The organism is Akkermansia muciniphila (assembly GCF_002884975.1).
Lineage (GTDB): Bacteria > Verrucomicrobiota > Verrucomicrobiia > Verrucomicrobiales > Akkermansiaceae > Akkermansia > Akkermansia muciniphila_C.
In genome coordinates, this window is the sequence record NZ_PJKB01000003.1 from 202,506 (window position 1) to 227,818 (window position 25,313).

The following is a 25,313-nucleotide window of genomic DNA, read 5'->3' on the forward strand; positions in this document are numbered from 1 at the left end:
TTTCAGGAGCTTTTAGTATCGGGATCAGGCCCCCGCCCCTTCCGGATTGCCCCCTGCTCCGGGAGAACAAAGCGTCTGCGGGCTTGATCTCCAGACCGCTCCGCCCATGTTCGGATATTACAGACTTGCTTCCGCCGTCCCCCAGCTCCGCGTAGCTGACGTGGACTACAACATTGACCAGCTCATGGCAGGATTCCGGCAGGCTGCGGCGCAGCAGGCTGCAGCAGTCGTCTTCCCGGAGCTGTGCATCACGGGCTACTCCTGCGGGGACCTCTTCTTCCAGCCGCGCCTGAGGGAGGCGGCCCTGAATGGCCTGCGCCGCTTTGCGGAAGCCACAAAAGGGACCAGGACAGTTGCCGTGGTAGGGCTGCCGTTCCTGTACGGAGACGCCCTGTATAATACCGCCGCCGTGGTGCAGGGAGGACGGATTCTGGCGCTGGTCCCCAAAACAATGCTGCCCAACTACCGGGAATTCTATGAAAAACGGCAATTCACTTCCGGCAGGGAGCCGGGCGCGGGCGTACGGGAAGTCACGGTCAATGGCGCACTGGTTCCTTTCGGCACGGACATCGTCTTTCATGATGGAGCCTCCTCCTTCAGCTTCGGCATAGAAATCTGTGAAGACCTTTGGAGCGTCATCCCTCCCAGCTCCATGCTGGCTCTGCAAGGCGCCAGGGCTATCTTTAATCCGTCCGCCGGAACGGAACTCACGGGCAAAGCCGCCTACCGCCGCGAACTGGTCAAACAGCAAAGCGGAAGATGCCTCTGCGCCTATGTCCTGGCCTCCGCCGGAGTGCATGAATCCACCACGGACGTGGTGTTTGGCGGGCATTCCCTCATTGCGGACAACGGCAGGCTGGCGGCGGAAGGCGAACGGTTCCGCAGGGAAAGCACCCTCATTCTGGCAGACGTAGATTTTGAACGGCTGGCGGCGGCGCGCCTCTCGGAAAGCTCCTTTAACGACAGCAAGGCATTACTCCCCTCCGTAAACACCCTGCATCTCACGCTGGCAGAGGAAGTCCCCCCCTCCCCCGGCCTGGAACACGCCTGCAACCCTGCGCGGCCCTTCCTGCCCCCGCCCCTGCACCGCCGGGAGCGCTGTGAAGAAATCATCGCCATCCAGACGGCGGGACTTGCCAAGAGGATGGAACACACGCATGCCCAAAGGCTGGTGATAGGCATCTCCGGCGGCCTGGACTCCACGCTGGCCCTGCTCATTTGCGCGCGGGTATGCCAGGCGCTGGACAAGCCCGCTTCCGCCATTCTGGCCGTGACCATGCCGGGCTTCGGCACCACGGACCGGACACACACGAACGCGGTGAACATGTGCCGCCTGCTGGGGGTGGAACTCCGGGAAATCCCCATTTCTGAAGCCTCTCTCCAGCACTTCCGCGACATCGGGCACGATCCGGCGGAGCGCACCACCACTTACGAAAACGTACAGGCCCGCGAGCGCACGCAAATCCTGATGGACCTGGCCAACAAGATGGGGGGCCTGGTGGTGGGCACGGGCGACCTGTCTGAAATAGCCCTGGGGTGGAGCACCTACAACGGGGACCACATGTCCATGTATGCGGTCAACTGCTCCATTCCGAAAACGCTGATTCGCTGCCTGATTGAACACATTGCCGCCCAATCCTCTCCGGAACTGGCGGCTACCCTTCTGGACATCAACAATACCCCCGTCAGCCCGGAACTGCTGCCACCGTCCGACGACGGCACCATTGAACAGCGGACGGAAGACGTCCTGGGGCCCTACGACCTGCACGACTTCTTCCTGTTCCACTTCATCAAATACAGCGCACAGCCGGAAAAAATCCTGTATCTGGCGGAAAACGCCTTCCGGGATGAATTCCAGCCGGACTTCATCCGCCGGTGCCTGGGCGTCTTCATGCGCCGCTTCTTCCGGCAGCAATTCAAGCGGAGCTGCATTCCGGACGGCCCCAAGGTGGGCACCATCTCCCTCTCCCCGCGCGGAGACTGGCGCATGCCTTCCGACGCCTGCGGAACCGTCTGGTCAAACGGCCTTTCCCATAGCTGAAGCCCCTGCGGCGGAGAGTGATGTTACGGGAGAGGCTGCGTTTTTCCGGCTTTGCCGTTCAACGGCACGGGATTCCTTTAATGGCCCGGAGCCAGCTTCAAGCCAATGATACCTATCAGCAGGAACGTGGCCGCCAGCATGCGCCAGACATTGGAGGAATCCCCAAACCACAGGATGCCCACCATGAACGTGCCCAGCGCGCCTATGCCCGTCCATACGGCATAAGCCGTACCTATGGGAATGTTCCGCTGGGCAAGCCACAGCAGGAAGCCGCTCAGAGCCATGCTGAACACGGAGAACGCAATGCAGGCGGCAAACCTGCCGGAACCCGTGCCGGGCGCCTGTGAAAGTTTGAAGCCCAAAGGCCATCCGATCTCACAGAGACCGGCCAACACCAGATAAATCCAGGACATATATTGAAACGGGGAATCATCTTCCGTTTGCCGGCCCTCCCGAATGGGAAGAGCTCCAAGGGCAACGGATTCCTTGCAGGGTAACTGCGTCCTCCCCGGAATCAAGCCGGCAATGCATGCGTACCCTGTCATCGGGAAAAAGCAGCCGCACTGACGGAACAATTCTAGCCATATCTGTACACAGGAATAACTCTAATTCAACACCCTGTGACAAGTATAATATTATTTAATGCTCATTGAGCCTGAGGTATGAACGATGAAATAATCTATCATTCTATTGTAAAAATGGCCCAGCCTTGGGAAAGGACTTTATCCTTAACAATAAATTATCTACATATATTTCAACCCACACACCCCATGGGGGTGTGACTTGGAGAGGTTAGCTCAGAAAAATTTTAAAAACAATCTTTATATGTAGATAATTTATACAACTCTCATAATTTCTTGAATTTTTCAAATCCATGCCAATAATCCTAATGAGAGACTCTCCAAAGCTATGCCTCCAATAAAATTGAGGATTTCCAAACATCCATTTTGCATGAACCATTCTCACATTTGCTCTTTCACCATATCCACATCCTCTTGCCGCTTCCATATGAGGATTTCCTGTATTCTTATCATAGCTCTTACATGTATTCTCAAATGGGGATGAAGATAAACTAGAAAATTTTACATTTAAACTCTTACTCCTCACGCGCTGGGACACAAACTAGAGATAAGATCATGGTCTCTAACTTCACCACCAATGGGGAATATCTCAAAGGACGAACTCAAAGAATATTTTTGATCGTTTCCAGCGTCTTCTTCGGCTTTTCCGCTGCCTGCTTCCGGGCTACCCGGTCCACGAGGTCATCCACAAGATGCAGGGTAGGCCCCGTGTACGTATCCCGATACCATTTCAGAAGAAATCTCTGCTGTCCGTCCCGGCTTTTTATGCTGAATCCTGATTTAAGCTGTGCGGAAGAAAGGGCCGGCCAAGTATAGGGCTGTGTGGCCGCATATCCAATCGCCAGCGCGGCATGCAGATCCAATTCATGTTCCCGATCCATCACCACCAGATGGTGCAAAAACATATGTTTTCCGCCATCTCTGAATGATCCCAACAGAATCAAATCCTGGTTGGGGTCACTCCAGAGCCATGTCCGTTCATTCCAGCGGTGTTCCGCGAGTTCCTGCCCTTTGCCTCCCAGCACTTCTCTGACGTCATCCAGCGTCAGTCCCATTAAAGGCTTTTGTGTTTTATCTGAAAATTTTTTCATGGCGGCGCCAAGTACGCGAGCCCTGTTTTTCTGGTCCATGGGACGCTGGGCTTTCATCCTTTTGATCAGCAGGGAGGATTTCAACTCAAAGTAACCCTTGTCTCCCCAATGCTGCAATTTGTACCCCTGCTCCAAATTGCGGGAATACAAGGTGCAAACGCCGTCCTTCTTGGTGGAAGGCAGAGGGAACGCAATCCCGGGAACGATTTCACTGGCCAGCTCAATGGCCTCCGCAACCGTGAATCCTCCCGTCCGGTTTAAATCCAGTCCCACACACCTGCCGCGCCACAGGATAGCGGTAATGGATAAATTCTGCCGTTCCCGGAACATCCACTGCCATGCCGTGCACTGCGGAACGATGGAGGCAAAAACGAGGTAATCCTTGTCATTCCTGCTGTTCCTGCCTTCCAGGGTACAAGGATATTTTTTCAGATCGCGCGGCCATCCTTCCCCCCATAAGGCTTTCAACTCTTCCAGCGTCATCCCCAGCCGTGGTTTGGCGCGCAACTCAGCCATTTGCTCCTGGGTTCTCTTCCCGGTCTTTTCCGAAACGCCTTCCTGAATGGCATCTAAAAGGTCTTTGGCCTCCATCTCTTCCTTGGGCCGGGCATTATGAAAATCCAGGCAATACCAGCCAGATCGGCTTGTCCATCCGCCTGTTGAACTGCCATTCAAGGGATTGGAAGATTTAAATACGACGGGCTGGGAGTCATTTGACAACTTTGAACGGACTACGGAATAACCCTTGGGGAGATGCTTGGAGGCATACTGGGCCGCCTCCGCCAGCGTCAGGCTCTTGGTTTTGCAAACGGTCAGCCGGGAGGATACGTTTCCGGGGCCGTCAAAGAAAAGAATCAAGCTATACTCTGGAAAATTCCATATCTGCCCTTTGCTGGCCCAGGAAGTAGGAAAGTGCTTTTTCCCGTAAAGCTGTTCGGCTTCCGCCAACGTTATTCCCAGAGGGGTACGGGCAAGAGTCTCTCCCGAGAAGACGCCCAATGTTCCTCCAACGGCAAGAGAAGAGGAGCGGGAGGCAAAAACTGCGCACACCAGCAAACCTGCAGCCGTACAAATCTTTTTGCACCAAGTTCTCATGAGGGATAGTAGTTGAATACCCTTTCATCTAACAGATATAACCATGTTTTGTACACTAAAATCCTCCCCTTGAATTTTTTAAAAGCAAGTAACAATGATAAGGCCCGTTCCAGAGGAAAGCGGTCAGGCCCATCTTTCATGAACAATTAAATCATTCAGGGAATTGATCCGTGGCACCCGGAAGAAGAAAACAAATACCTTCGCTGCGCTTCGGTACAAATTCAGTCATGGAGACCGGAGACTCCATTCCCTGCCAGTCGGTTCCCTACCATACCACATGAACGTGTTCTTTCATTGTCCCTCCCTCTCAACCCTCTCTTCATAAAAACGGGACTGAAAATCCAGTCCCGTTAGAAAACAAATATTTACCGTTTGCGAACTTATTTAAGACCCGGGGTCTTCTTTCCCTCCGGCAGCCCCGTGTCCTTTCCGTCGGTCAGCCACTCAATCGTAATAGGAACAAACTTCAGCTTTTTGATATTCGGCTGGTTCTCCTCATAAAGCACCCCCACGACACCGGGTTCTACCATGGCGAGGCTGGAATAGGCAAAACCGCCTTCTCCCAACAGTTTTTTCACCGGCCAGGTTTTGCCGTTGTCATAGCTCATCGCCACCTGTCCCTTGATGCGCCGTCCGGCACTGGGGCCGGAAAACAGGAGGCGGCTCTTGCCGCCAAAGGCAGACTGGGCCGTCAGAGAATAAGTCATCAGGGAATTCTGCGTGCTGTCGCAAAACAGCTCCGGGGCATCTTCCACTTCCCCCCACGTTTCCCCGCCGTCCTGCGACCAAACGATGCGGCGACAATTGCCTCCGCCCCAGTGGCGGGCGACCATGACCACGCCTCCGTTATCCGTTTCCGCGATGGACGTTTCATTCACCATGCCCTTCATATTCGTGGTCGGCTGGCCCAGCTTCCAATTCTTGCCGCCGTCGTCGCTGTAAATGCAGGAAATCACCCACTTGCCGAATGGCCCTTCATTCATCGGAATCACCAGGCGCCCCTTGTGGGGGCCGCTCTTCAACTGGGCCCCCGCATTCGGGCCGGAAGCCATGATATCCACACCGGTGGGGCGCTTGGTCGTCTTCGTGATATCCTCCGGCTTCGTCCAGGTGGCGCCTCCGTTCCTGCTCTGGATCATGAAATTGCGGATGCACTTCTCATCATCCCATCCCTGGGGGATATTGGGCTGCCGTTCCTTGACTCCTGCGGGATAACGCTGGAACACAACAGTCACCGTCTTGGTCTTGGAATCATAAACCGGGCAGGGATTGTTAAATGTGGCCCCATGTGATTTGGCAATCGCCCGGGGACGTGACCAGGTCTTCCCGCCATTCTTGCTGACGCTCATAATAATGTCATTCTCCCCCTGGTCGGTATTCTTATACCGCCCTTCGGCAAACGCCAGAAGCTGCCCCTTGCCTATATTGAGCAATGCGGGAATGCGGATGGATGCATAAGGATTCCCCTCCCCGGCGCTGAACACGGTCACAGCGTTGTCCGTGGGAAAACCGGCCTTTTCTTCTTGCCCCAATGCCGGCAATGCCACGGCACATACGGCACTTATCAAACACTTTAATACGGAATTCATCATCCTCTTTATCCTATTTCACTTTCTCTTTCCGCACAACAGCCATGTCATGCATTCGAGTGAAGACCAGAGGAAACTCTTGAGGAATGAAGGCAATCCATCCGGTTTTCCGCAGACCTCCCGGATGCCGTCACTCCTTCCGGAAGAAGGGAGTCAAAAACGCCTTCCGGGCAATTCATGACTCGGTAATCATGCGCCTTCTTTTTCCGCCTCTTGGCAGAAACTTCACGCCAGGACTCTCTCAATGGGGAAAATCGAACCAATAACAATGCGGGTATAATGAAATACCATCAAAACATGTTGATCATCATCATAAAAAATAACTGGTGTCCTGCACCGCAGAAAATTCGCCCGGATGCCGTGGCTGCGCCGCACGTGACGAATACCCGTTAAAAAGAAACCTGCGGGAAGCAATCATTCCCTTATGAAGCCGTTTCCCCATAGGTCATACCCTCAACATGGAAATATGCCAGGATGTCAAAACCGATACAAACACGCGTACATGGAATGTTCCTATTCCTGGCGGGAACCCTTTCAGGTAAAATGAAAAACTTTTTCCTCATTCTGGTGGCATTTGCAGCTTGTAGCTCGGCTCAAGCCGAGCTGCTGTCCCATTTCCTTGACGGGCAGGCAAGTCCCTATAACCATGCTGTCACAGTACCCGGCATTGACCCTTCGGGAGGCAGCCAGATGACTACTTATGAGGGGGCCATCACTTCATTCACCTATAGCAGAAATCTGGATACGATCAACTTCCCAACCGTATCGGGTGGCAATGGCAACTATTGGGCCCTGTTCAATGATCATACAACGCCGAGCGACACCCCCCACTACGACAGATCATATATTCAATTTTCAACCAAGGCAGAAGAAGGAAAATCCCTTGATTTATATAACATTACATTTGATTGGGGAGCGGCTGTCCTGGAACCGACAACAGTAAATTCACGGTTCGGATTTGAAATTTTCGCCAACATAGGCGGAGAGGATTGGATACCTCTTGGTCTGACAAGCCAGCGAGGCATCATTAATGTTGGAACAGATACAGGATTCAAAACTTTTGATCAAAGTGTATCTTTCGACTTGAGTTCCTGGAGTCAAACCTATAGCAACATAAACGAAGTCACATTCAGAATTGCTTTTGCCAACACGACTGAAGATGTTGAGGAAAGTTTGGCGATTAGCAACATACGGCTCAACGGCATGGTGCATGATGCTATTCCGGAGCCTTCGACCTCAATGCTTGGCTTGCTTGCTTTCATTCCCTGCCTCTTTCGTAGAAAAGTCCGTGCAGCCTAGATTGTGCAGAAAATTATTCCGGCTCATCAGAAGATAAATAAAATGGGTGAAAAAATAATTGAGACAATTGCAGCAGCAATAGGAAAAACTCTCGACCCTTCTTATTTTCTAAAATAATCGCCTGTCTATTCGGCCCGGCTCCCCATGGCAGAATGTGCATATAGAAAGCCTCCGTGCGAGTTGGGGCGTGAACTGCCGGACAGAGAGCACTTCCTTACCCTATAACTTCAGGAGAGATTGGATGAATGGAAGGAAAAATATAACGAAGAAAGACCTCATAGCGCATGTGCCGGACTCCCTCCGTCATGATACGCTGGACAAACAATCTACAAACGATAACCAAGCCTTAGATTTCTCTCATTTGAACTGGCTCCAATTTGGGTATAGAACACTAATGCCAGAACAGGAACTCCATGTCTTTCAGAATGAATGGATAAACCATACAGGAAGAAAGGAACAAAAACGGCTCCGGCCGCCTTATGGAAATCTACCTGGAATCCGTCTTGTTCATCCTGCCCCGGGATTCCAGGGGGTAATCGAAAAACGGGCACCAGTTATCCATGCTGTACACCACGTCCTGAATCCGGGTCTTAACCTTCTCCCCCTGGGAATCCCGCAGGCATCCGCGCGCGCCGGTACGCGGACCGGAGGGAAGCTTCTCCTTCAAGGTCATCCCGTACCGGAGACGACTGCCGGAAGGGTCTGACGATGTCACAATGCGGACAACATTGCTGCCGATCAAGCTGACGGACTTGATTTCCAAGGGCTCTTCCCGGTCGTTCACCAGGGAAAAGCCGTAATTGCCCGGATCAAGAATTGTCTTTGTATCCAGTACCAGAGGAGGTACAGGCGCGAAAAACTTCACGTCTACCGTCCAGTCCTTCCCCTTTCTCCCGATGGCATGGGCAACGGGATGGATGGGCTTCCACTTCACGCCTTCCACCATCACCTTATACATGACGTATCCGGCGTACTCCCCGTAAAGCCGGGACATGGGAGCCGTCAAATGCACCCCGTCGCTATAGGAAAAATGATACATGGGCGTGGTCATGATGTACCGGCTGTCTTTCTCCAGGGCCAGATCCAGCTGGGCCACGGCAATGACAGGGTAATCCGTGGGGTTCTGGGCAAAATAATTGAGGTGGGAAGAAACCTGGTACCCGAAGCACAGCACGTCATTCTGCTGCCCGGTGACGGCCTTGGCGTCCGCGTCAATATCCTGAATCAGCGCGCGCATCTTCTCCTTGTACCATTCCCTTGTTTTTCTGTCCTGCTGGTCGGTTTCCCCCTGCGTCCACAGGAAACAGGGCATGGAAAAGGTCTTGCCAGCCTTGTCCGCCAGCTCGCGGCCCGCTGTCAAATCATCCAGAATGCGCTGATAGGGCGCGTTACCTTTGGAAAGAACACCGATGCTGACGCCTCCCACTCCGTCGGCAGAGCACAGGAACCGAACCCTGGCGGCCTTTCCGGCATCGCGTTTCTTCAGCAGGCGCATGAAATTACCGGACGCTCCGGAAACGGGCGTCTCCCCCCTGGCGCCGTCCGGTGAAACTCTCTCCACCAGAGGAACGGCAGCGCTCCGGTCATTGCCGCCCTCAAAAGGCCGCACACCGCCCTTGAACATCAAATTGCCGTCCTTCTGCTCCGTGGTCACGACCGGCTTGGCCGTCCATCCTACGGAAAGCGACTGCCCGTAGGACGGCAGGTAATTCCAGTCCGTTAAAACGGGCTTCTGAGCAAAACTGCAAGGGACACCCGCCATCAACAGACAGAAAAGCACCCCGGAACGGACACATATGTTCATCTTCATCATAAGATCACAAGATCATGAGCATGTACGGCTCGGTTCTCATTAAAATTTCCATGCGTGGAAGAAATCATCAGGAAACAAGGAAACTTGATCATCCCTGAAAAGGCGGCATTCTAAAACATTAACCATCAGCTATAATAACACGAAACAACCACGACCTGCCCCCATTGATGAAATAAAAACGTCGGGAGCTTTTCCGTTTTCCGGGCCGATTTTTACCAACGAAGTCTGCCCGGAAATAAATCCTTTGTTGCGACCCCAGGCATTTGGGAAACTTCACGCTGTCTTCAAAATTCAGCCCGCTCGGTTTTGACCGGACTTCCCTTTCTCACGGAGAAACCAACGGTCTAATCAATGACCAGCTTTTTTAAGGCTTCCTTATCTTCGTCAAGCACTACGGTTCTGACCGCGTGTTCATAGCATAGCCGGGAATATTTCCGGGCTTCTACTTTGAACTGTTCATTATCCAGGCCGTACAGCGCGGCAAAAGCCTTCAACAGCTTGATGTCAATCACTGTAATGCCTCCTTCATCCCGCAGGATAGGGGCAAAAATATCTGAAAACAGATTGGAGACAGTCAAAGGAGGCACCCAGATTCTCTCATACTTCACCTCGACATGACGGTCAGCCTGGGCATACGCCGTTAACAGCCGCACACCCCGGTTAATAATATCAATACCTGTGCCGTAATCATTGACGGCCGCGGATAAGGCCCGGGCGGCGATTTCCGCAAGCACGCACAATCCGAATCTGGGATCCTGTTCAAAATTGCGCTCATGGCCAATCACAAAAGCTCCATGCAGTTCACGCCGGGTTTCATTTGACACAGGCTTGTCAGCATAAACCAGAGCCGAGGTAGCGGAAACAAAATCCCCCGGTAGCGCAACAACGTAAATATTAAGATCCCTGTCTCTGGAAAGGTGGTCCAGCTTCTCCATGTCAATATATTGGATATTGCCTGCCTGATCGCTCCTGACGGGAACGGCATTTTCCGGAATATCAAGCTCCCGGTCAGCCAGGGGATTAGCCCCCAGATAGGGTTCCCTGGCGCGTGCCAGTAACGCTTTCCGCGTTACCTCCTCCACAAGCTCTGAAGTTTCTCCCACCCGGCCAAGCCGGGACAAATGCTCAATCCACCGGATGAGCGTAACCAGAATAATGGCTATGACCCCGAGCGTGACAACGAACAGCACGACTCTTCCTTTCTGGTCGTACATGCCGGAATTCAGAAAGATGATCGCAATCAGGCTGAAAATGAAGGACCCGATGAACGTGGAAAGTGCATTCTGGGCCGTGGAATCTTCCATCAGCAGCTTGGTGGCTCTGGGCGTCACGCTGGACGTAGCCGCTGCATAGGCGGAAACGACGGTGGTTAAGGAAAAAGTCGTAACCGCCAGCATGCTTGAAGCCAGGATATTTAAAATCGTATCGACCGTATCGGCTCCGATCTTCTGAAAAATATCAAATGGTACAAACTCACCCAGGTAAATCGATGCAATAGCCGTAATAATAGCCAGCAAGGCAAAATAGGTGGCCTTGACCCAAAGCAGCTTGTTAGCCCGCAAAAACAATAACCTGATTTGGAAAATGAAGGACCCTTTCATCAGAAGCTGGAATTGGAAAAACGGTTGAAGGCTATTCTCCTGTTAAAACAGTATCGAAGCCTCTCCGTTCAAGAATAAGACTCTCAAGAAGAAGGAAAGGTGTACCATGTTACAACTTTAATGTCCTCAAGGTAAAAACCAGCGCCATGGAACGCCATGAACCGGGAAGCCCCGCTAACGGCCTCTGAACCTGGAAAAAACGCTTCACCCGAGGCAAATATCTCAAGCATGGCAGCAGCGAATGCCCCTGTCACGGCAACCGCAGCAGGGGGAGGTCAGGGATTAAAACAATGGAAGCCTTCAAAATCACAAGCAAAGAAGATTGACAGTACCATACTGAAGCACTCCCCTTCATCAAACAGCCCGGGCCTTGTGTTGAAGCCGGGTGGGTTTCCGTTGCCGGTAAAAAAGAGAAACGGTGAAAGAAGAGGAAAACGGAGAGTGTAACTTCTAACATCGTAAAATCATTCACTCCCCACGTTGTTATGAACCGGATTATTTCATTACTCTCCCTTCCTCTGCTTTCGCTCGCAACGGTATTTGCCGCCAATACGCCGGAAAGTATCGGCAATGACCTCCAGCTATTCAAGGATACCTCCTGCACGGCCCTGAAACAGGATGTTAAGGACACTTCCGCCTTCCAGTCTGACGCGATGAAGGAACTTGCGGGCAAAATCTTGGCAGGCAACTACAAACCGGACTATCTGTATGCCGAATACCAGGCCCTCCCCTCACCACGCCAAACGGGCAAAAATCTCAGAATCGGAGATGGATTCAGCAAATACGACAACATGACGGGTGTCTACCTGGAAAAAGGGCAGCACGTCGTGCTGGTCGGCAAGACGGATGGGCGTGAAATCAGCCTCCTGCTCCCGAACCTGATGCGCAAGCCGGCCGAAGGAGTGCAGCCGACGAAAGACCCCAACGGGTGGGGACTGCACAAAAAGCAGATTCCCCTCAAGGAAGGAATCAACATCATTGATGTGGAAACGCCCGCCAACGCCTACATCAGCTACTTCAGCAACGATGCCGACACGGCGCCGAAAATCCCCGTCCATTTCGTGACGGGTAAAGTCAACGGCTACTTCGACACTACCCGGGGCGATACCAATGAAGACTGGGTACGCCTGCTTGACCAGGCCGTCTCTCCGATCATGGACGCCCGGGGAAAATACATCCAGGTTGCCTACCCCGTCGAATTCCTGAAAAAATTCACCAGGGACCGCGGGACTGAACTGATCAACGCCTACGACAAACTGATAGGCATCCAATACCAGCTGATGGGTCTTGAGAAATACAGCAAAATCCCGAAAAACCGCGTCTTTGCCCGTGTGAACTTCAACTACTACATGTTCCGCGACGGTGATGGAGTCGCCTACCTGGGAGACAACGGTACGATGCGAATGGTGACCGATCCTGAAAACGTCCTCAAGGGCGACGCCTGCTGGGGCTTCTCCCACGAAGTAGGTCACGTCATGCAAATGCGCCCAATGACCTGGGGCGGCATGACGGAGGTCAGCAACAATATTTTCTCTCTTCAAGCCGCCGCCAAAACGGGCAACGAAAGCCGTTTGAAGCGCCAGGGCAGCTACGACAAAGCACGCAAGGAAATCATCGACGGAAAAATTGCCTATCTGCAATCAAAGGATGTCTTCAACAAACTGGTCCCCCTGTGGCAGCTCCATCTCTACTTTACCGAAAACGGACATCCCGACTTCTACCCTGACGTCATGGAATACCTGCGCAACAACGCGGGAAACTACGGAGGGAATGATACCATCAAATACCAGTTTGAATTCATCAGAGCATGCTGCGACGTCACAAAAACCGACCTGACCGACTTCTTCGAGAAATGGGGCTTCTTCAAAACCGGACAATTCCACATCGGCGACTACGCCAATTACGATTTCACCGTCACTCCCGAAATGGTAACTGAAACAAAAAAATGGATTGCCAATAAAGCCTACCCAAAACCTAAATCCGACTTTACCAGAATAAGTGAATAGGAGTATTCGGAAATACTGGCTATTCTTCACGGGTATCAGACATACCATACCCCCTATAGTAAAAATGACGACTTTTTCTTCATTAGGAAATAAATAAAAAAGGAAAGAGGAAAGTCCATTTAGCCACTGTAATACAAAATGATTTTGACGATAATTTTTCAGATTTGCGCAAGTCAATCCCAATAATAGGGGATTTCCACAGGGGTAATCAGACAGTAAAATTGGTTTCATAAATTATAAAATGTTAGAAACGAGCAAGTTATAAGAAAAACGGTCTCACTCAATGTATATATAAAATATATGGGAGAGAGAATTTTCCCTGTATACCTTTAGTATTAATTCCTCTAAGGCTTAGAATCATCCAATGTAATTCGAATGTATTGACGCCTGGTTGATCCTGTATGGAGTTTGAAATCGTTTCCCCAAGATAGCTGTCTATGGCATTATTTTTAGGTAAATGAATATGGAGAGATTTGGAACATTGTATTGTTCATGGAGCAGAAAGAATTACTACAATTGACCGATTGCATTGCCCCTATGGATAGTTAGTATTCCTGAATAATTGTCAAAGACCTTTCTTGAAAATTCTATCCCAACAAGACCAAGTAATTATATTCTAACTAATTTGATAAAAAATTTATTTCATTTTTCATTTTTTATGTCATTATTTTGGAATGACACAAATCGAATTCCAAAAAATTGTTTTTGAAGCAAGGCATGGTGACAGCGAAGCGCAATTTATTTTAGGAAAACTGTATGATGAGGGGATAATAGTCGATAAGAACGAAAAGCGAGCCTTAAATTGGTTTTTAAGATCTGAGCAAAAGGGTAACCCTCAAGCTATGTTTCGCCTTGGAGAAATTTTTTATTATGGGAATAATCATATTAAAAAAAATATTACAAAAGCATTTAGCTATTACACAAAGGCACATGACAAAGGGAATGTGCATGGAACTTATAAATTAGGATTATGTTATCAAAAAGGAAGAGGGGTGAAACAAAATCTTAATAATGCATATGAGCTTTTTTTACTGGCAGCAAAAAAAGAATATCATTTAGCACAAAGAGCTTTAGGGAATATTTATGAAAAAGGAATTGGTAAGTCAAAAGATTTAAAAGAGGCCATGAAATGGTTTATTGCTTCTGCAAAGAGTACAGATACTCCAAATACTTTATTATATAAAATTGGTAAAAGTTATTTAGAAGGCAAAGGAGTTGATATTGATGAAAAGCAAGGTGTATTTTGGTTAGAAAAAGCTAGTAAAAAAAATAATATAGATGCAAAAAATGAACTAGAAAGAAGAGAAGAATTAAGAAAAATAAGTGAATATGTTCAAAAAAGATTATTAGGTACTTTTACTAAAACAAAAGAACGACTAGATAAAAAATCGAAATTAATGGGGTTGCTTTTTTGCATAGGGTTATTAATGTTGTTTTCAATGTGTATTTTATTTTTATTATTTTATTCGAAATCATCAATAAATTTTGAAATAATATATAGATTTTTAATTGCTTCTCCTATAATATGGGGAACTTGGTTTTCTGGCCGTCAATATTCTCAGATTAATAAATTAAGAGAAGATTATGCTTTTAAGGAATCAATTGCTATGACTTATGATGGTTATAAAGATTTAGCAATAAACGATGATTTTTTTAAGCAAAGATTGATAGAAATGACAATTAGAGCTTTTGGAGAAAATCCTACTAGGCTTCTTTCTAAAAATGATCCATGTACACCTCAGCATGAGATGATGCAAACTTTAGAAGCGTTAATAAAGATTAAAAATGGTTCTTGATAATATTTTTTAATGTTGAACATAGCTGTTCTTTATTAAGGAGAATTCCTATAATAATTTTCGAAAATTATAGGATTTTTTATTATGACATTAGATAGTTTTTCTGAATTCGGTAATATCGTTGAAATCCAGGCATTTGTCATTTAACTCAACAGAATTAACAATGGAGTCAACATATTCAGAGGAAAGATGCCAGTAAAGTTCCGCATCCTTTTTCCTGGTCGGCTTGTAGTAGTGCTTCCGGATCATCTGGATGCTGTTGCCCATTTCATCGGCCACACTTTCCATGTTGCCGAACCATACCCCTGCAAAAAACCGCAATATACTCATTACGAATACATTGCGGCAGAAAATTGATGGCGGACAGGGAGGGATTCGAACCCTCGGTACTGTTGCCAGTACACACACTTTCCAGGCGTGCTCATTCGACCACTCTGACACCTGCCCGTTGATAGATTGTGTTAGATAGGAAAGCGGGGATAATGTAACGGTAGAAGAGGGGGTTGGCAATCTTTTTTTCACTTGGGAGGCATTTTACTGTTTTCCTCAAGCTCTTCCCGCGTTTCCGTCTGTTGCCTGAAAAGGATGGAAGCGCATAGGTATCCAGGGAATTTTGGAAATGGGATGGTAAGAGAACCTCATGAACCATATAAAAACAGGCTTCTGTTATCTACAGAAGCCTGTCATTAAACAAGGTTGAGTCCTTCGTACCAGATGCCTCTCTTCTTTAGAAGGGCAAAGAACGTTCTTTCTATTTTTTCAACATTGCGTCTTTCAGAAGGGGACCCTTGCTGTTCGGTCCTTATTTCTTTTCCGGACGTTCGAGGCTGATACCCCATTTTTCCTGCATGAATTTTTTGTGGAATTCCAGTTTGTCCTTGAAGCGGTTCAGGTTTTTCACCTCCTTGGGGGACCATGCGGTTTCCACCAGAGCGAGGGCGCGCGGGTAAGCCTGGTAGAAGACGCGTTCAATGTTCGGCAGACGTTCCGCCCACAGGCAGCAGTCCACGCCGCGCACACGTTCCATTTCCTTGGCAGAGAGGCCTTGCCCGGGTTCCAGGGAGTACACGTTTTCCAGCGTGTTGACGGGCATCCAGCCCGTATCCGGCTGGCCGGAGGGCCAGTCGCCGGGAAGCTGGGGATAGTCAAAGTAGCATTTGCCGTTGGGGGCACAGATGACATCCACCTTGTCGCCCGTGGTGTTGGCTACCGTTTTAGGCGTGTGGCCACCTCTCCACGTGGTGACAATTACTCCATCCGGATATTTGCCCATGGGTTCATACCAGAAGACGGCCGTTTTTCCGCGGCTTTTCAGCATTTTGGCGCACCGGGTGAAGAATTCCACCATTTCCTTTTGCGCGGCGGCCTTTTTGTTTTCCTCCCGGATACCGGCTTTCTCACGGAAGTCGGCGCATTTGGGGCATTTCATCCAGTTGTCTTCCGGCGCTTCGTCTCCGCCCAGATGCACGTATTGGGACGGGAAAATGTCTTTGAGTTCATTGAAGACGGCATTATAGAATTTCCAGACGTCCGGGTTGCCGGGACATACCAGCGTGTAGGAGATGCCCGCATTCGTGCGCACTTCCAGCTTGGGGTTCGGGAAACAGAGGAATTCCGGATAGGCGGTGCAAAGGGCCTGGTTGTGGCCGGGCACATCTATTTCCGGGATGATTTCAATGTTCCGTGCGGCGGCGTATTTCACCAGGTCCTTAAGCTGTTCTTTGGTGTACATGCCACCGTGGGGGGTTTTGTTGCCAAAGGTTTCCTTACGCTTGGAGGCCACGCTTTCCAGCTTGGGGTATCCGGGCACCGGAAGGCGCCAGCCCTGGTCATCCGTGAGGTGGAAATGGAGCTTGTTGAATTTGTAGAAGGACATCACATCAATGAATTTTTTGACGTCCTCCACAGGCACGAAGTGGCGCGCGGTATCCATCATCATGCTGCGCCAGCCAAACCGGGGCTTGTCTTCAATGACCCCGCAAGGAATTCCACCGTCCTTGTATTGGGCCTGGAGCTGTTCCAGAGTATTTTTGGCGTAAAAAAGGCCCGCACGATCACCAGCCTGGATTTCCACCCCCTGCGGCTTGATGGTGAGCTTGTATCCCTCCGGCCCCAGAGCCTTGTTTGCGGCCTGCTTGAGGATTTTGGGGGATTTACAGACGCCGGAGGAAGTACTGACTTCGACTGGTTCCGGGATGATTTGATAGGGCCGGGATTCCACGTCGCCAGCGGCAAAAACGCTGCCGCTCATCACCAGCAGAAGAGGTAGGATACGCCATTTCATTGCGCGCGATTGTGCCGGAACCGCATTCCCTCCGCAATCAAAAAAGGCCAGAGGCTTCCGGCATGTCCCGGAAAAGGCATTTCCCATATGCACTTCCATCTTGACGGATGCCTCAAAGACAGGTTTGCTAGTCCTGCGCATGGGAGAGTCCTTTTACACACGCACCACGGAGACACCCCCCTCCGCCTTTGATCTGTCCCTCAGGCCGCCCGCCTTCAGCGAGTTCCGCGGGCAGGAGAAGATCAAGGACCGCCTGATGCTGATGGTGGAAGCCGCCAAACAGCGCGACGACGTGCTGGACCACATTCTGCTGAGCGGCCCCCCTGGCCTGGGGAAGACGACGCTTGCCAATATTATTGCGAATGCCGTCGGCTGCCGCATTCATACGACGTCCGGCCCCCAAATTGAGAAGGCCGGAGACCTGGCCGGCGTGCTGACCAATCTGGAAAAAGGGGACATCCTTTTTATTGACGAGATTCACCGCCTTCACCCGGCTATTGAGGAATACCTGTACCCCGCCATGGAGGATTTCCGGCTGGATATTATTATTGACCAGGGCCCGAACGCCCGCTCCATCCAGCTGAATCTGCCCAAGTTCACGCTGGTGGGGGCCACCACCCGCGCCGGCATGCTGACCAGCCCGCTGCGTTCCCGCTTCGGCCTCGTGAACCGGCTGGATTATTATACGCAGGAGGATCTGTGCTCCATTATCGAACGTTCCGCCGGACTCCTGAACGTGCCCGTGGAACCGGCAGGCGCGCTTCAGATCGCCCTGCGCTCCCGAGGCACGCCGCGCGTGGCCAATTCCCTGCTGCGCTGGGTGCGGGATTACGCCCAGGTACGCGGCGACGGCGTGATTACGGAGCAACTGGCGCACGACGCCCTGACCATGATCGAGATTGACGACGACGGCCTGGACGAGATGGACAAGCGCCTGCTGGAAGCCATGATTTACAAGTTTAACGGCGGTCCCGTAGGCCTTTCCTCCCTGGCCGTGGCCGTGGGAGAAGACGCTTCCACGCTGGAGGATGTACACGAGCCTTTCCTGATCATGCAGGGGTACATCAGCCGCACCCCCAGGGGGCGCGTGGCAATGCCCTCCGCCTATCTCAAGATGGGCGCCACGCCACCCGCCAACGGCCAGGGATGGCTGTTGTAAGCCATCCGTTTACGGCATGGCAGGAGTCCCGTGTTTTGTGCTGGTCATCAGGCCTCCTTTCTTTTAGACTATCCCCACATAAAACGTCAGGACGTTTTCTGTTCATCATACGCCCAAAGCTATGGCCGCAAATTCTGATATCGCCTTTAAAAGACTGCCCGTCAAGATCATCGGTACGGGCTCCTATGTTCCGGAACGCCGTCTGACCAATGCGGACCTGGAGAAGATGGTGGACACTTCCCACGAATGGATCATCGAACGCACGGGCATCGTGGAACGCCGCATCGCCGCCCCTGACGAGTATACCTCCCACATGGGGACGAAGGCCGCCCAGCGCGCTCTGGAGTCCTGCGGGCTCCAGCCGGAGGATATTGACCTGATCATCGTTTCCACCATTACGCCGGATACGTTCACCCCTTCCACCTCCTGTTATATCCAAGATGCGCTGGGAGCCAAGAATGCCGCCGCCTTTGACATCTCCGCCGCATGCTCCGGCTTCCTGTTCGCCATGAAGACGGCGGTCCAGTTCCTCGGCACGGGCCAGATGAAAACGGCGCTCATCATTGCCGCGGAAAAACTCTCCACCGTCGTCAACTGGGAAGACCGCACCACCTGCGTCCTGTTCGGGGACGGCGCCGGCGCAGCCGTGCTCCAGGCTTCCACGGGGGAAGAAGGGGAAGGCTCCATCCTCGCTACGGACATCGGCACGGACGGCGCCCTGCATGACCTGCTCCAGATTCCCGGCGGCGGTTCCCGCTGCCCCACCACGGCGGAAAATGCCCATGAACGCCTGGCTACCCTCGCCATGCGCGGCAAGGAGACCTTCCGCCAGGCGGTGCCCCGCATGAAGGATTCCGCCGCCAGCGTGATTGAACGCGCCGGCCTAACGGCGGAGGAGATCAAGCTGATCATCCCCCACCAGGCCAACCTCCGCATCATCAATGCTGTGGCCCAGCGCCTCTCCATCCCGGAAGACAAGGTGTTCATCAATATTGAAAAATACGGCAACACGTCCGCCGCCGCCGTAGCCATCGCTTTTGACGAGGCGCGCCGCACCGGAAGATTCGGCAAGGGAGACAACGTCGTCCTGGTCACCTTCGGCGCAGGCCTCACGTGGGGCGCCGCAGCCATCCGCTGGTAATTTCCGTTATTCCATTCCAGAACTTACATTACACATGACAACCGAACCGTACGGCAAAAAGAATCCGTTCCCCGCACCCGTCCTTTCCGTGAAGCACCTCACCGGGGAAGGCAGCCCGAAAGAGACGATCCATATTGAATACAGCCTGGACGGCGCCGGAATGGTGTACATCGCCGGAGATGCCCTGGCCGTGATTCCCGCCAATGACCATGCCCTGGCAGACACCCTGATCAGCAAGCTGGGCCTCCGTCCGGATGCCCAGGTCACCACTCCGGAAGGAGAGACCGCCAGCCTGAAGGATGCTCTGGTCAACAACTATGACATCACCAACGTCAACAAGGCTCTTCTGGCCAAATGGGCCGCCGCCTCAGGCAGCCAGGAACTGGAAGCCCTGCTGAACGGGGACAAGGAAGCCCTCAATAATTTCCTGTGGGGCCGCGACGTGCTGGACCTGGCAACGGAATACCCCGTATCCTTTGAATCTGCGGAAGCTTTTGTCAGCATCCTGAAAAAAATCATGCCCCGCCTTTACTCCATTGCCTCCAGCCCGAACGCGCACCCGGAAGAAGTGCATCTGTGCGTGGGCGCCGTGCGCTACACGGCCCGGGACCGCAAGCGCGGCGGCGTGTGCTCCACGTACATGGCTGACCGCCTCCAGCCGGGACATACGGCCAGGGTGTTCGTGCATACCAACAAGAATTTCCGCCTGCCGGAAGACGGAAACACTCCCATCATCATGGTTGGCCCCGGCACCGGCATCGCCCCCTTCCGGGCATTCTGGGAGGAACGCATCGCCTCCGGAGCCAAGGGAGGCAATTGGCTGTTCTTCGGCAATCCGTACAAGGCTACCGATTTCTGCTATGAAGACGAGCTGGCCAAACTGACGGCGGACGGCAGATTGAAACTGTCCGTAGCCTGGTCCCGCGACCAGGAGAAGAAGGTATACGTGCAGCACCTCATGGTTCAGGAAGGCGAAGAGCTCTGGAAATGGCTGGAAAACGGCGCCTGCTTCTACGTCTGCGGTGATGCTTCCCGCATGGCCAAGGATGTTGACGCCGCCCTTCATGAAGTCATCCAGACCTGGGGCCGCAAGTCTCCGGAAGAAGCCGCGGAATACGTAGCTGACATGAAAGAACACCGCCGCTACCAGCGGGACGTGTATTAATCGCCCTCCGGATTTCCTCTTTTTTACCGCGCTTTTCCACCATCCGTGGAAAAGCGTTTTTTGTCTGAGAACCCGGCCTGCCTTTACCCGCTGCGGGTACCGGGAGAGACCTTTCACCGGAGGAACGTTCCGGCATGGAGAGATGCAGCCATTTCCCTTTTATGTGGGAAAAGCATCTGCCCCGATTGAAGATTGTTCCTCCCGGAGATGGTCATTAAGAAATATTTCCGCACCGCATCTATGATGCGGACGGCTGCTCCGGCTCCTTGTACGGGACTTCCGCCTCCGCGGTAATCCAACTGCGCTGGTAGGGTTCCAGGCCGTAACGCACGTAGGTATTGTTGCCTATGCCGTTGAGAATCGTCGGAGATTCCAGGTGCACCCTTCCGCCGTATTCCCCAGCCTGCACATCCAGGTACAGTGTGGGAGACACTGACGTATGGTACGTATCCCATCCCCGGATATGCGCCAGCTTAACAACCGTGTCGCCGGAGGCCCCGCCCATGACCAGCCACACCACAGCGCCCAGCTCACTGGTGTAAGATATCTCGGATTGGGTAATCACCAGACGATAGGCCGCAGAACAGGGATTCGTGTTGCTGTCGTAATTCAGGCTGGATTCAGTAGTGCGCACCACATAGCCCGCAGGCTTGCCGACGCCGATGAGTTCACGCACACGGGACTTGTACCCCTCATGATAGTAGAGGGTCACCTCAACCAGCCGGGCAATGGATGGGGCGCTTCCTGAAACGGGCCTGAAGCGGTAGCCGTCCATTCCCGCATCCAGTGATTCCGTCCACTCCCCCCCGGCCCCTATGAGCATGGACACTTTGATCCAGGTACCGGCAGCCCCTCCATTATGCCGAAACGGGATGGAATATCCCAAGATCTTGCTGTAGTCGCCTCCACTAACCGTTCCGGTAGTTGGCAGAGTGAGGGAGGTACCGCCATTGGCCCCCAGGAGCACCTCACAGTAACACCCTGGAGCCGCATGATTGATCGTCACGCCATTGGTAGCCGTACAGGAGGACGTAAGCCAATAGGTGCGTGTCTGGTGCATCAGCACCAGCTGGGCCATCCCCATGGCGTAAGCCCGGTTCACAGACGCCGTATCCGTTTCAGCCCCGGCAGCCAGTGGAACATGAATACCTCCGTTGGCATTGACGATTCCGGAAAACGCGGCCGCCTCCGCCATCAGATTTCTTAAAACCACATCCCCTCCGCTCTGAATGCCGCTCCGGCCAGTCACGCCCAACGCGGCCGGTTTCAGCACCTGCGTTACCATGGCGTTTTCATCGGACACTTCCACGGCTTCCCCGGGAGCCACAAAACTATACTGTCCAGCCGTATCAGCCTCCAGAATGGTGATGAAAGCAGCATCGGCGCGGATTGCCTGAACGGTACAGGCTTCTGTACATGTCAGCGCATACGCGCCCCCCTTAACAGTATCAATTCTCATAAATTTAATTAATCAGGCTTAAAAAACCATCAACCGGACAGGAAATCATCACGCATAAACCGTTCACCCACCTTATCCCAACGCCTCAAATTTACCTTCCCGTCCAACTGGAGCCACGCATGAAACGTCTTTTACTCATTCAAGGATTCCATTCCCAGGCAAAAAGCTATGCTCTTCTTCACCGGAGGATCAGCCATCACGGCAATGCCTGCCCATCCCTTGACGGATAGGGTTTTCCTTTCCTTCAACAGGTATTTACCCGCCGCAAAGATATTTTTTAACCTTCCTGAGTTTAAAGAAGGAAACCATGCAGAATAAATAGAGACTTTGCGGCAACGTATGGGCCATGCCCATCCACCCTTTTCCTTTTAACTCCCATCTCCGGTGGAAGGGATAATCCCACCAGTTCAGGAGATGGTCAATGTCTTCAACAATTCTCTTCCTTTCCTCAATCTCCGCCAGCAATTCTTCGCGGGACCGGAATACCGCGTTTCCGGATCTCAACAGATCCTCGCATAATTCCAGGCCTGTCCATTTGCTTTTTTTCAATTGCAAATGCACGTTCCGTTCTCTTTTCTCAAAGGCCCGCGCCGTCTTCATGCCGGCAAATCTCGCTGCGCTGTTAATGGCACAGATGTTCTTGAAGGCAAATCTGTAGTAGTACAGGGAAGTACCCGGCAGTTCATAAATATTCCCTTGGAGCCATGCATAAAATGCCATTAAATCATCTTCAAAGCTGGCCGTCATCGGCAAGGAATTTCCCCACTGGCAGGCGCTTCTCCGGATCATCATGCTCCCTCCGTAATGGGCGCCGGAAGAAAAAGGCCCCGTCTGGAGCCGGACGGCCAAAGTCCCTTCCGGAGCAGCCGGAAACGCCGGAAACTTAAACGGAACGCCGGCTTCTTCATAAACCTGGGTCATTTGGCTGGCAACGGCCACGGCATCCGGATGCTCCATCACCGCCCGGGCAAAAACCCTGCACCGCCAGGGAAAGGAACAATCATCCCCATCCTGGCGGAGAATCCATTCATGGGTGGCCAGCTCCACAATCTGCCGTATGTGCTGTCCGCGCCCAAGGGCTGTTTCATTCCGGTTTAAAACCACCCTATGCGGCCCGCTGTACCGGGCAGCCATTTCCTGCATGATAACAAAGGTACGGTCGGAAGAACCGTCATCGGACAGAATGATTTCCAACGGTCCCTCATAGTCCTGCCGGAATACACTCCGGATGGCATCTTCAATACAGTATTCTTCATTATGCCCGGTCAGAATGATGCTGATAGAGGGAAGATCGGAATGATTCATGACGGGAAACTGGATCAGGGAGAAACAATAGACAGACCTTAGCCTAATCTCCCGGAGTTGACCAGCATAACAGGCCCTGCGGCATGCCGGGGTTATTTTTTCCACAGCAGGCGCAGGCGGCTGCCCGCCATGGACCATGCCCGGTGCACCATGGAGCGCATGCCCGCCGTGCCGCAATACATTAAAAGCACTGTTACACCGCCATAGGACACAACCATCAGAAAGGCGCAGGTGAACCAGTTCAGGAAAGACAGGGAAGGCTGCAAGGGAATATATTTCCATACCCAGGACATCAGCACGGCTGGCGCCAGAATCAGCACCAGCTGGTAACCGAATTGAAGCCAGTAGAGCATCACATTCCTTCTGAAGCCCCACGTGTACAGCATGAAGGGCTTCCAGATGCCTACAATCAGCGTCAGGCTGGAGATGCCCCCAAGCAGAATTCCGGGCAGTCCCCAGAGATAGCCTCCTATGATAGCCACCGTAATGTTGATGACGCTCTCCGCCAGCGGCGCCCAGATATCCCAGAAAAGGCCGTAGCCGTACAGGAATTGATCCGTTACTCCCCGCGTAATGGCAATGAAAAGATTAATGATTACCAGAATCATGATTTCCCGGGAGAGGATATACCCGGAACCCAGCCAGAGGGAGATGAAGGGCTCCAGCAACTGGTAAAGGGTGAAGCATATCGTTCCGGCGATCAGTATGCGCAGGGAGAACAGTTCATTAAATACCCTGCGTATTTTTGCCGTATCCCCCTCTGCAATCAGATTCCCCACACTGGCTTCCGTACTGCCCAGCAGGTTGTTGACCAGGGAAAAGAGCTTATCCGTGATGATGGAATAGTTGCCGTAGTAAGCCACCATCTGCAGGGAGACAAAGGCATAAACCAGGAGCGGCGTTATCTGGAACTGGGCAAAAGCCCCAATCCTGTGAACAAACAGCTGCCTGGTATATTTGATAACTTCCGGATACTTCCTGAATAACTGGCGGCCCATAGCAACACTGCTTTTCAGCCACGGATATACCTGGTTGATTTTCCAATTCAGGATGAATGAATAGATTCCTCCAAACAACAGTTCTATCGCGATCCACAGATAGTAGCTGCCGGTATACCAGGCGGACAGCATTTGAAATAAAATCTTGATGATGGTAGCCGTCTGGAAATAGACGGCTACCACGTAATTCCTCTGGTCCGCTCCCAGGAGAGCCTGCCTGTAATTGGCGAAGTAGCCAATCAGGGAAGACGCCAGAAATGAAAAATAGGCAAAATAGATGATTCCATAGGAAAACCCCGTGGAAGGAAAAATCAACGGCAGAAAACATGCCAGCACCAACCCGGCACCGATGATGACCAGGCCTATCCAGCGGTACATGTAGCCCAAGACGGAAATGATTTCATTAATCCTGGTTTTATCCTGGTTAAAAATCGGTTTATAAAGCACATAGCCGATCGCCGTACTTACACCCAGTTCCGCCAGATTGAGAAAATTCAGCAGGTTTAATAAAGTTCCTGTCAAGCCGACAAAATCGGCTCCCAGACAATTTAAAAATATTTTTCTGGAAAAAAAGGAGATGCACAGAATCAGGATGTAAAAAACAAGATTCACACGAGCGTTCTGCAAACTCTTTTTTACGCGGGATTCGTTCATACCATTTATTTCAGGAATTCAACCTGGCCTTATCAGGAAATATAAAATACAGCCACTGCACAAACCCGGCTTTATTTATTCAGCCTGTAAAATAAAGCAAAATATTCCGCCAATAGTATACCCATGAAAGCGGCATTACCCTAACACATCGTTGCACTACATCAATACTTTTTACTAATACCGGCATAATCCATTTAATTCCAGTTATTCAAACAAGGCACACAAAGCATCCTTGC

General features: G+C 51.7%; 18 protein-coding genes and 1 tRNA gene. 8 read left to right on the top strand and 11 right to left on the bottom strand.

Going from position 1 to position 25,313, the window contains the following annotated elements; genetic code table 11:
• The first annotated feature begins 106 nt into the window (after positions 1-106).
• The gene (locus CXU21_RS10755) at positions 107-2,041 is read left to right on the top strand and encodes an NAD(+) synthase (protein ID WP_102726029.1); all 1,935 of its coding nucleotides are present in this window, start codon (positions 107-109) and stop codon (positions 2,039-2,041) included.
• A 77-nt stretch (positions 2,042-2,118) separates the two neighbouring features.
• On the opposite strand, the gene CXU21_RS10760 is transcribed toward CXU21_RS10755, so the two are convergent.
• The 3 genes from CXU21_RS10760 to CXU21_RS10770 form a co-directional block, all read right to left on the bottom strand.
• Positions 2,119-2,454 carry a DMT family transporter gene (locus CXU21_RS10760; RefSeq protein WP_102712491.1) on the bottom strand — a complete coding sequence of 112 codons (336 nt, stop codon included), beginning with the start codon at positions 2,452-2,454 and terminating at the stop codon, positions 2,119-2,121.
• A gap of 770 nt (positions 2,455-3,224) precedes the next feature.
• Positions 3,225-4,571, bottom strand: a complete 1,347-nt coding sequence (locus tag CXU21_RS10765; protein WP_146017060.1) for a hypothetical protein — start codon at positions 4,569-4,571, stop codon at positions 3,225-3,227.
• Between the two features lie 617 nt (positions 4,572-5,188).
• Complete coding sequence (locus CXU21_RS10770; RefSeq protein WP_180972782.1) at positions 5,189-6,298, bottom strand: sialidase family protein; 1,110 nt, start codon at positions 6,296-6,298, stop codon at positions 5,189-5,191.
• Between the two features lie 606 nt (positions 6,299-6,904).
• Between CXU21_RS10770 and CXU21_RS10775 the strand changes: the two genes are divergently transcribed.
• Together CXU21_RS10775 and CXU21_RS12680 are read left to right on the top strand one after the other, a co-directional pair.
• Positions 6,905-7,696 carry a hypothetical protein gene (locus tag CXU21_RS10775; protein WP_102726032.1) on the top strand — a complete coding sequence of 264 codons (792 nt, stop codon included), beginning with the start codon at positions 6,905-6,907 and terminating at the stop codon, positions 7,694-7,696.
• A 237-nt stretch (positions 7,697-7,933) separates the two neighbouring features.
• Complete coding sequence (locus CXU21_RS12680; RefSeq protein WP_102726182.1) at positions 7,934-8,005, top strand: integrase core domain-containing protein; 72 nt, start codon at positions 7,934-7,936, stop codon at positions 8,003-8,005.
• Positions 8,006-8,183: 178 nt separating this feature from the next.
• Here CXU21_RS12680 and CXU21_RS10785 read toward each other — a convergent pair whose 3' ends face one another.
• Positions 8,184-9,458: a sialate O-acetylesterase gene (locus tag CXU21_RS10785; RefSeq protein WP_180972783.1), complete on the bottom strand. Its 1,275-nt coding sequence runs from the start codon at positions 9,456-9,458 to the stop codon at positions 8,184-8,186.
• Between the two features lie 395 nt (positions 9,459-9,853).
• Positions 9,854-11,110, bottom strand: a complete 1,257-nt coding sequence (locus CXU21_RS10790; RefSeq protein ID WP_102726034.1) for a DUF2254 domain-containing protein — start codon at positions 11,108-11,110, stop codon at positions 9,854-9,856.
• A gap of 485 nt (positions 11,111-11,595) precedes the next feature.
• On the opposite strand from CXU21_RS10790, the gene CXU21_RS10795 reads away from it, so the two are divergent.
• Positions 11,596-13,116: a M60 family metallopeptidase gene (locus tag CXU21_RS10795; protein WP_102726035.1), complete on the top strand. Its 1,521-nt coding sequence runs from the start codon at positions 11,596-11,598 to the stop codon at positions 13,114-13,116.
• A gap of 674 nt (positions 13,117-13,790) precedes the next feature.
• Positions 13,791-14,912: a tetratricopeptide repeat protein gene (locus CXU21_RS10800; RefSeq protein WP_102726036.1), complete on the top strand. Its 1,122-nt coding sequence runs from the start codon at positions 13,791-13,793 to the stop codon at positions 14,910-14,912.
• 90 nt (positions 14,913-15,002) lie between these two features.
• On the opposite strand, the gene CXU21_RS10805 is transcribed toward CXU21_RS10800, so the two are convergent.
• The 3 genes from CXU21_RS10805 to CXU21_RS10815 all read right to left on the bottom strand — a co-directional run bounded on the left by CXU21_RS10805 (position 15,003) and on the right by CXU21_RS10815 (position 17,196).
• On the bottom strand, positions 15,003-15,242 hold the full coding sequence (locus tag CXU21_RS10805; RefSeq protein ID WP_146017061.1) for a hypothetical protein: 240 nt from the start codon (positions 15,240-15,242) through the stop codon (positions 15,003-15,005).
• Positions 15,243-15,269: 27 nt separating this feature from the next.
• Positions 15,270-15,359, bottom strand: a tRNA-Ser gene (locus CXU21_RS10810).
• Positions 15,360-15,714: 355 nt separating this feature from the next.
• On the bottom strand, positions 15,715-17,196 hold the full coding sequence (locus CXU21_RS10815) for a beta-N-acetylhexosaminidase (protein ID WP_180972784.1): 1,482 nt from the start codon (positions 17,194-17,196) through the stop codon (positions 15,715-15,717).
• Positions 17,197-17,335: 139 nt separating this feature from the next.
• Here CXU21_RS10815 and ruvB point away from each other — a divergent pair, with 139 nt between their 5' ends.
• From ruvB to CXU21_RS10830, 3 genes are all read left to right on the top strand, one after another.
• Entirely contained in the window at positions 17,336-18,355 is a 1,020-nt protein-coding gene (gene ruvB, locus CXU21_RS10820; RefSeq protein WP_102726039.1) for a Holliday junction branch migration DNA helicase RuvB, read from the top strand.
• Positions 18,356-18,476: 121 nt separating this feature from the next.
• A complete protein-coding gene (locus tag CXU21_RS10825) occupies positions 18,477-19,496 on the top strand; it encodes a beta-ketoacyl-ACP synthase III (protein WP_102712645.1) in 1,020 nt (339 codons plus the stop codon).
• Between the two features lie 34 nt (positions 19,497-19,530).
• On the top strand, positions 19,531-20,661 hold the full coding sequence (locus CXU21_RS10830) for a sulfite reductase subunit alpha (protein ID WP_102726040.1): 1,131 nt from the start codon (positions 19,531-19,533) through the stop codon (positions 20,659-20,661).
• A gap of 238 nt (positions 20,662-20,899) precedes the next feature.
• Here CXU21_RS10830 and CXU21_RS10835 read toward each other — a convergent pair whose 3' ends face one another.
• From CXU21_RS10835 to CXU21_RS10845, 3 genes are all read right to left on the bottom strand, one after another.
• Positions 20,900-22,120 (bottom strand): hypothetical protein, encoded by a 1,221-nt coding sequence (locus CXU21_RS10835; protein ID WP_146017062.1) that lies wholly within the window; start codon positions 22,118-22,120, stop codon positions 20,900-20,902.
• 255 nt (positions 22,121-22,375) lie between these two features.
• Positions 22,376-23,563: a glycosyltransferase family 2 protein gene (locus CXU21_RS10840; protein WP_102726042.1), complete on the bottom strand. Its 1,188-nt coding sequence runs from the start codon at positions 23,561-23,563 to the stop codon at positions 22,376-22,378.
• Positions 23,518-25,077 carry a lipopolysaccharide biosynthesis protein gene (locus CXU21_RS10845; protein WP_102726043.1) on the bottom strand — a complete coding sequence of 520 codons (1,560 nt, stop codon included), beginning with the start codon at positions 25,075-25,077 and terminating at the stop codon, positions 23,518-23,520. Before CXU21_RS10845 ends, CXU21_RS10840 begins: the two co-directional genes overlap by 46 nt.
• Positions 25,078-25,313 lie beyond the last annotated feature (236 nt).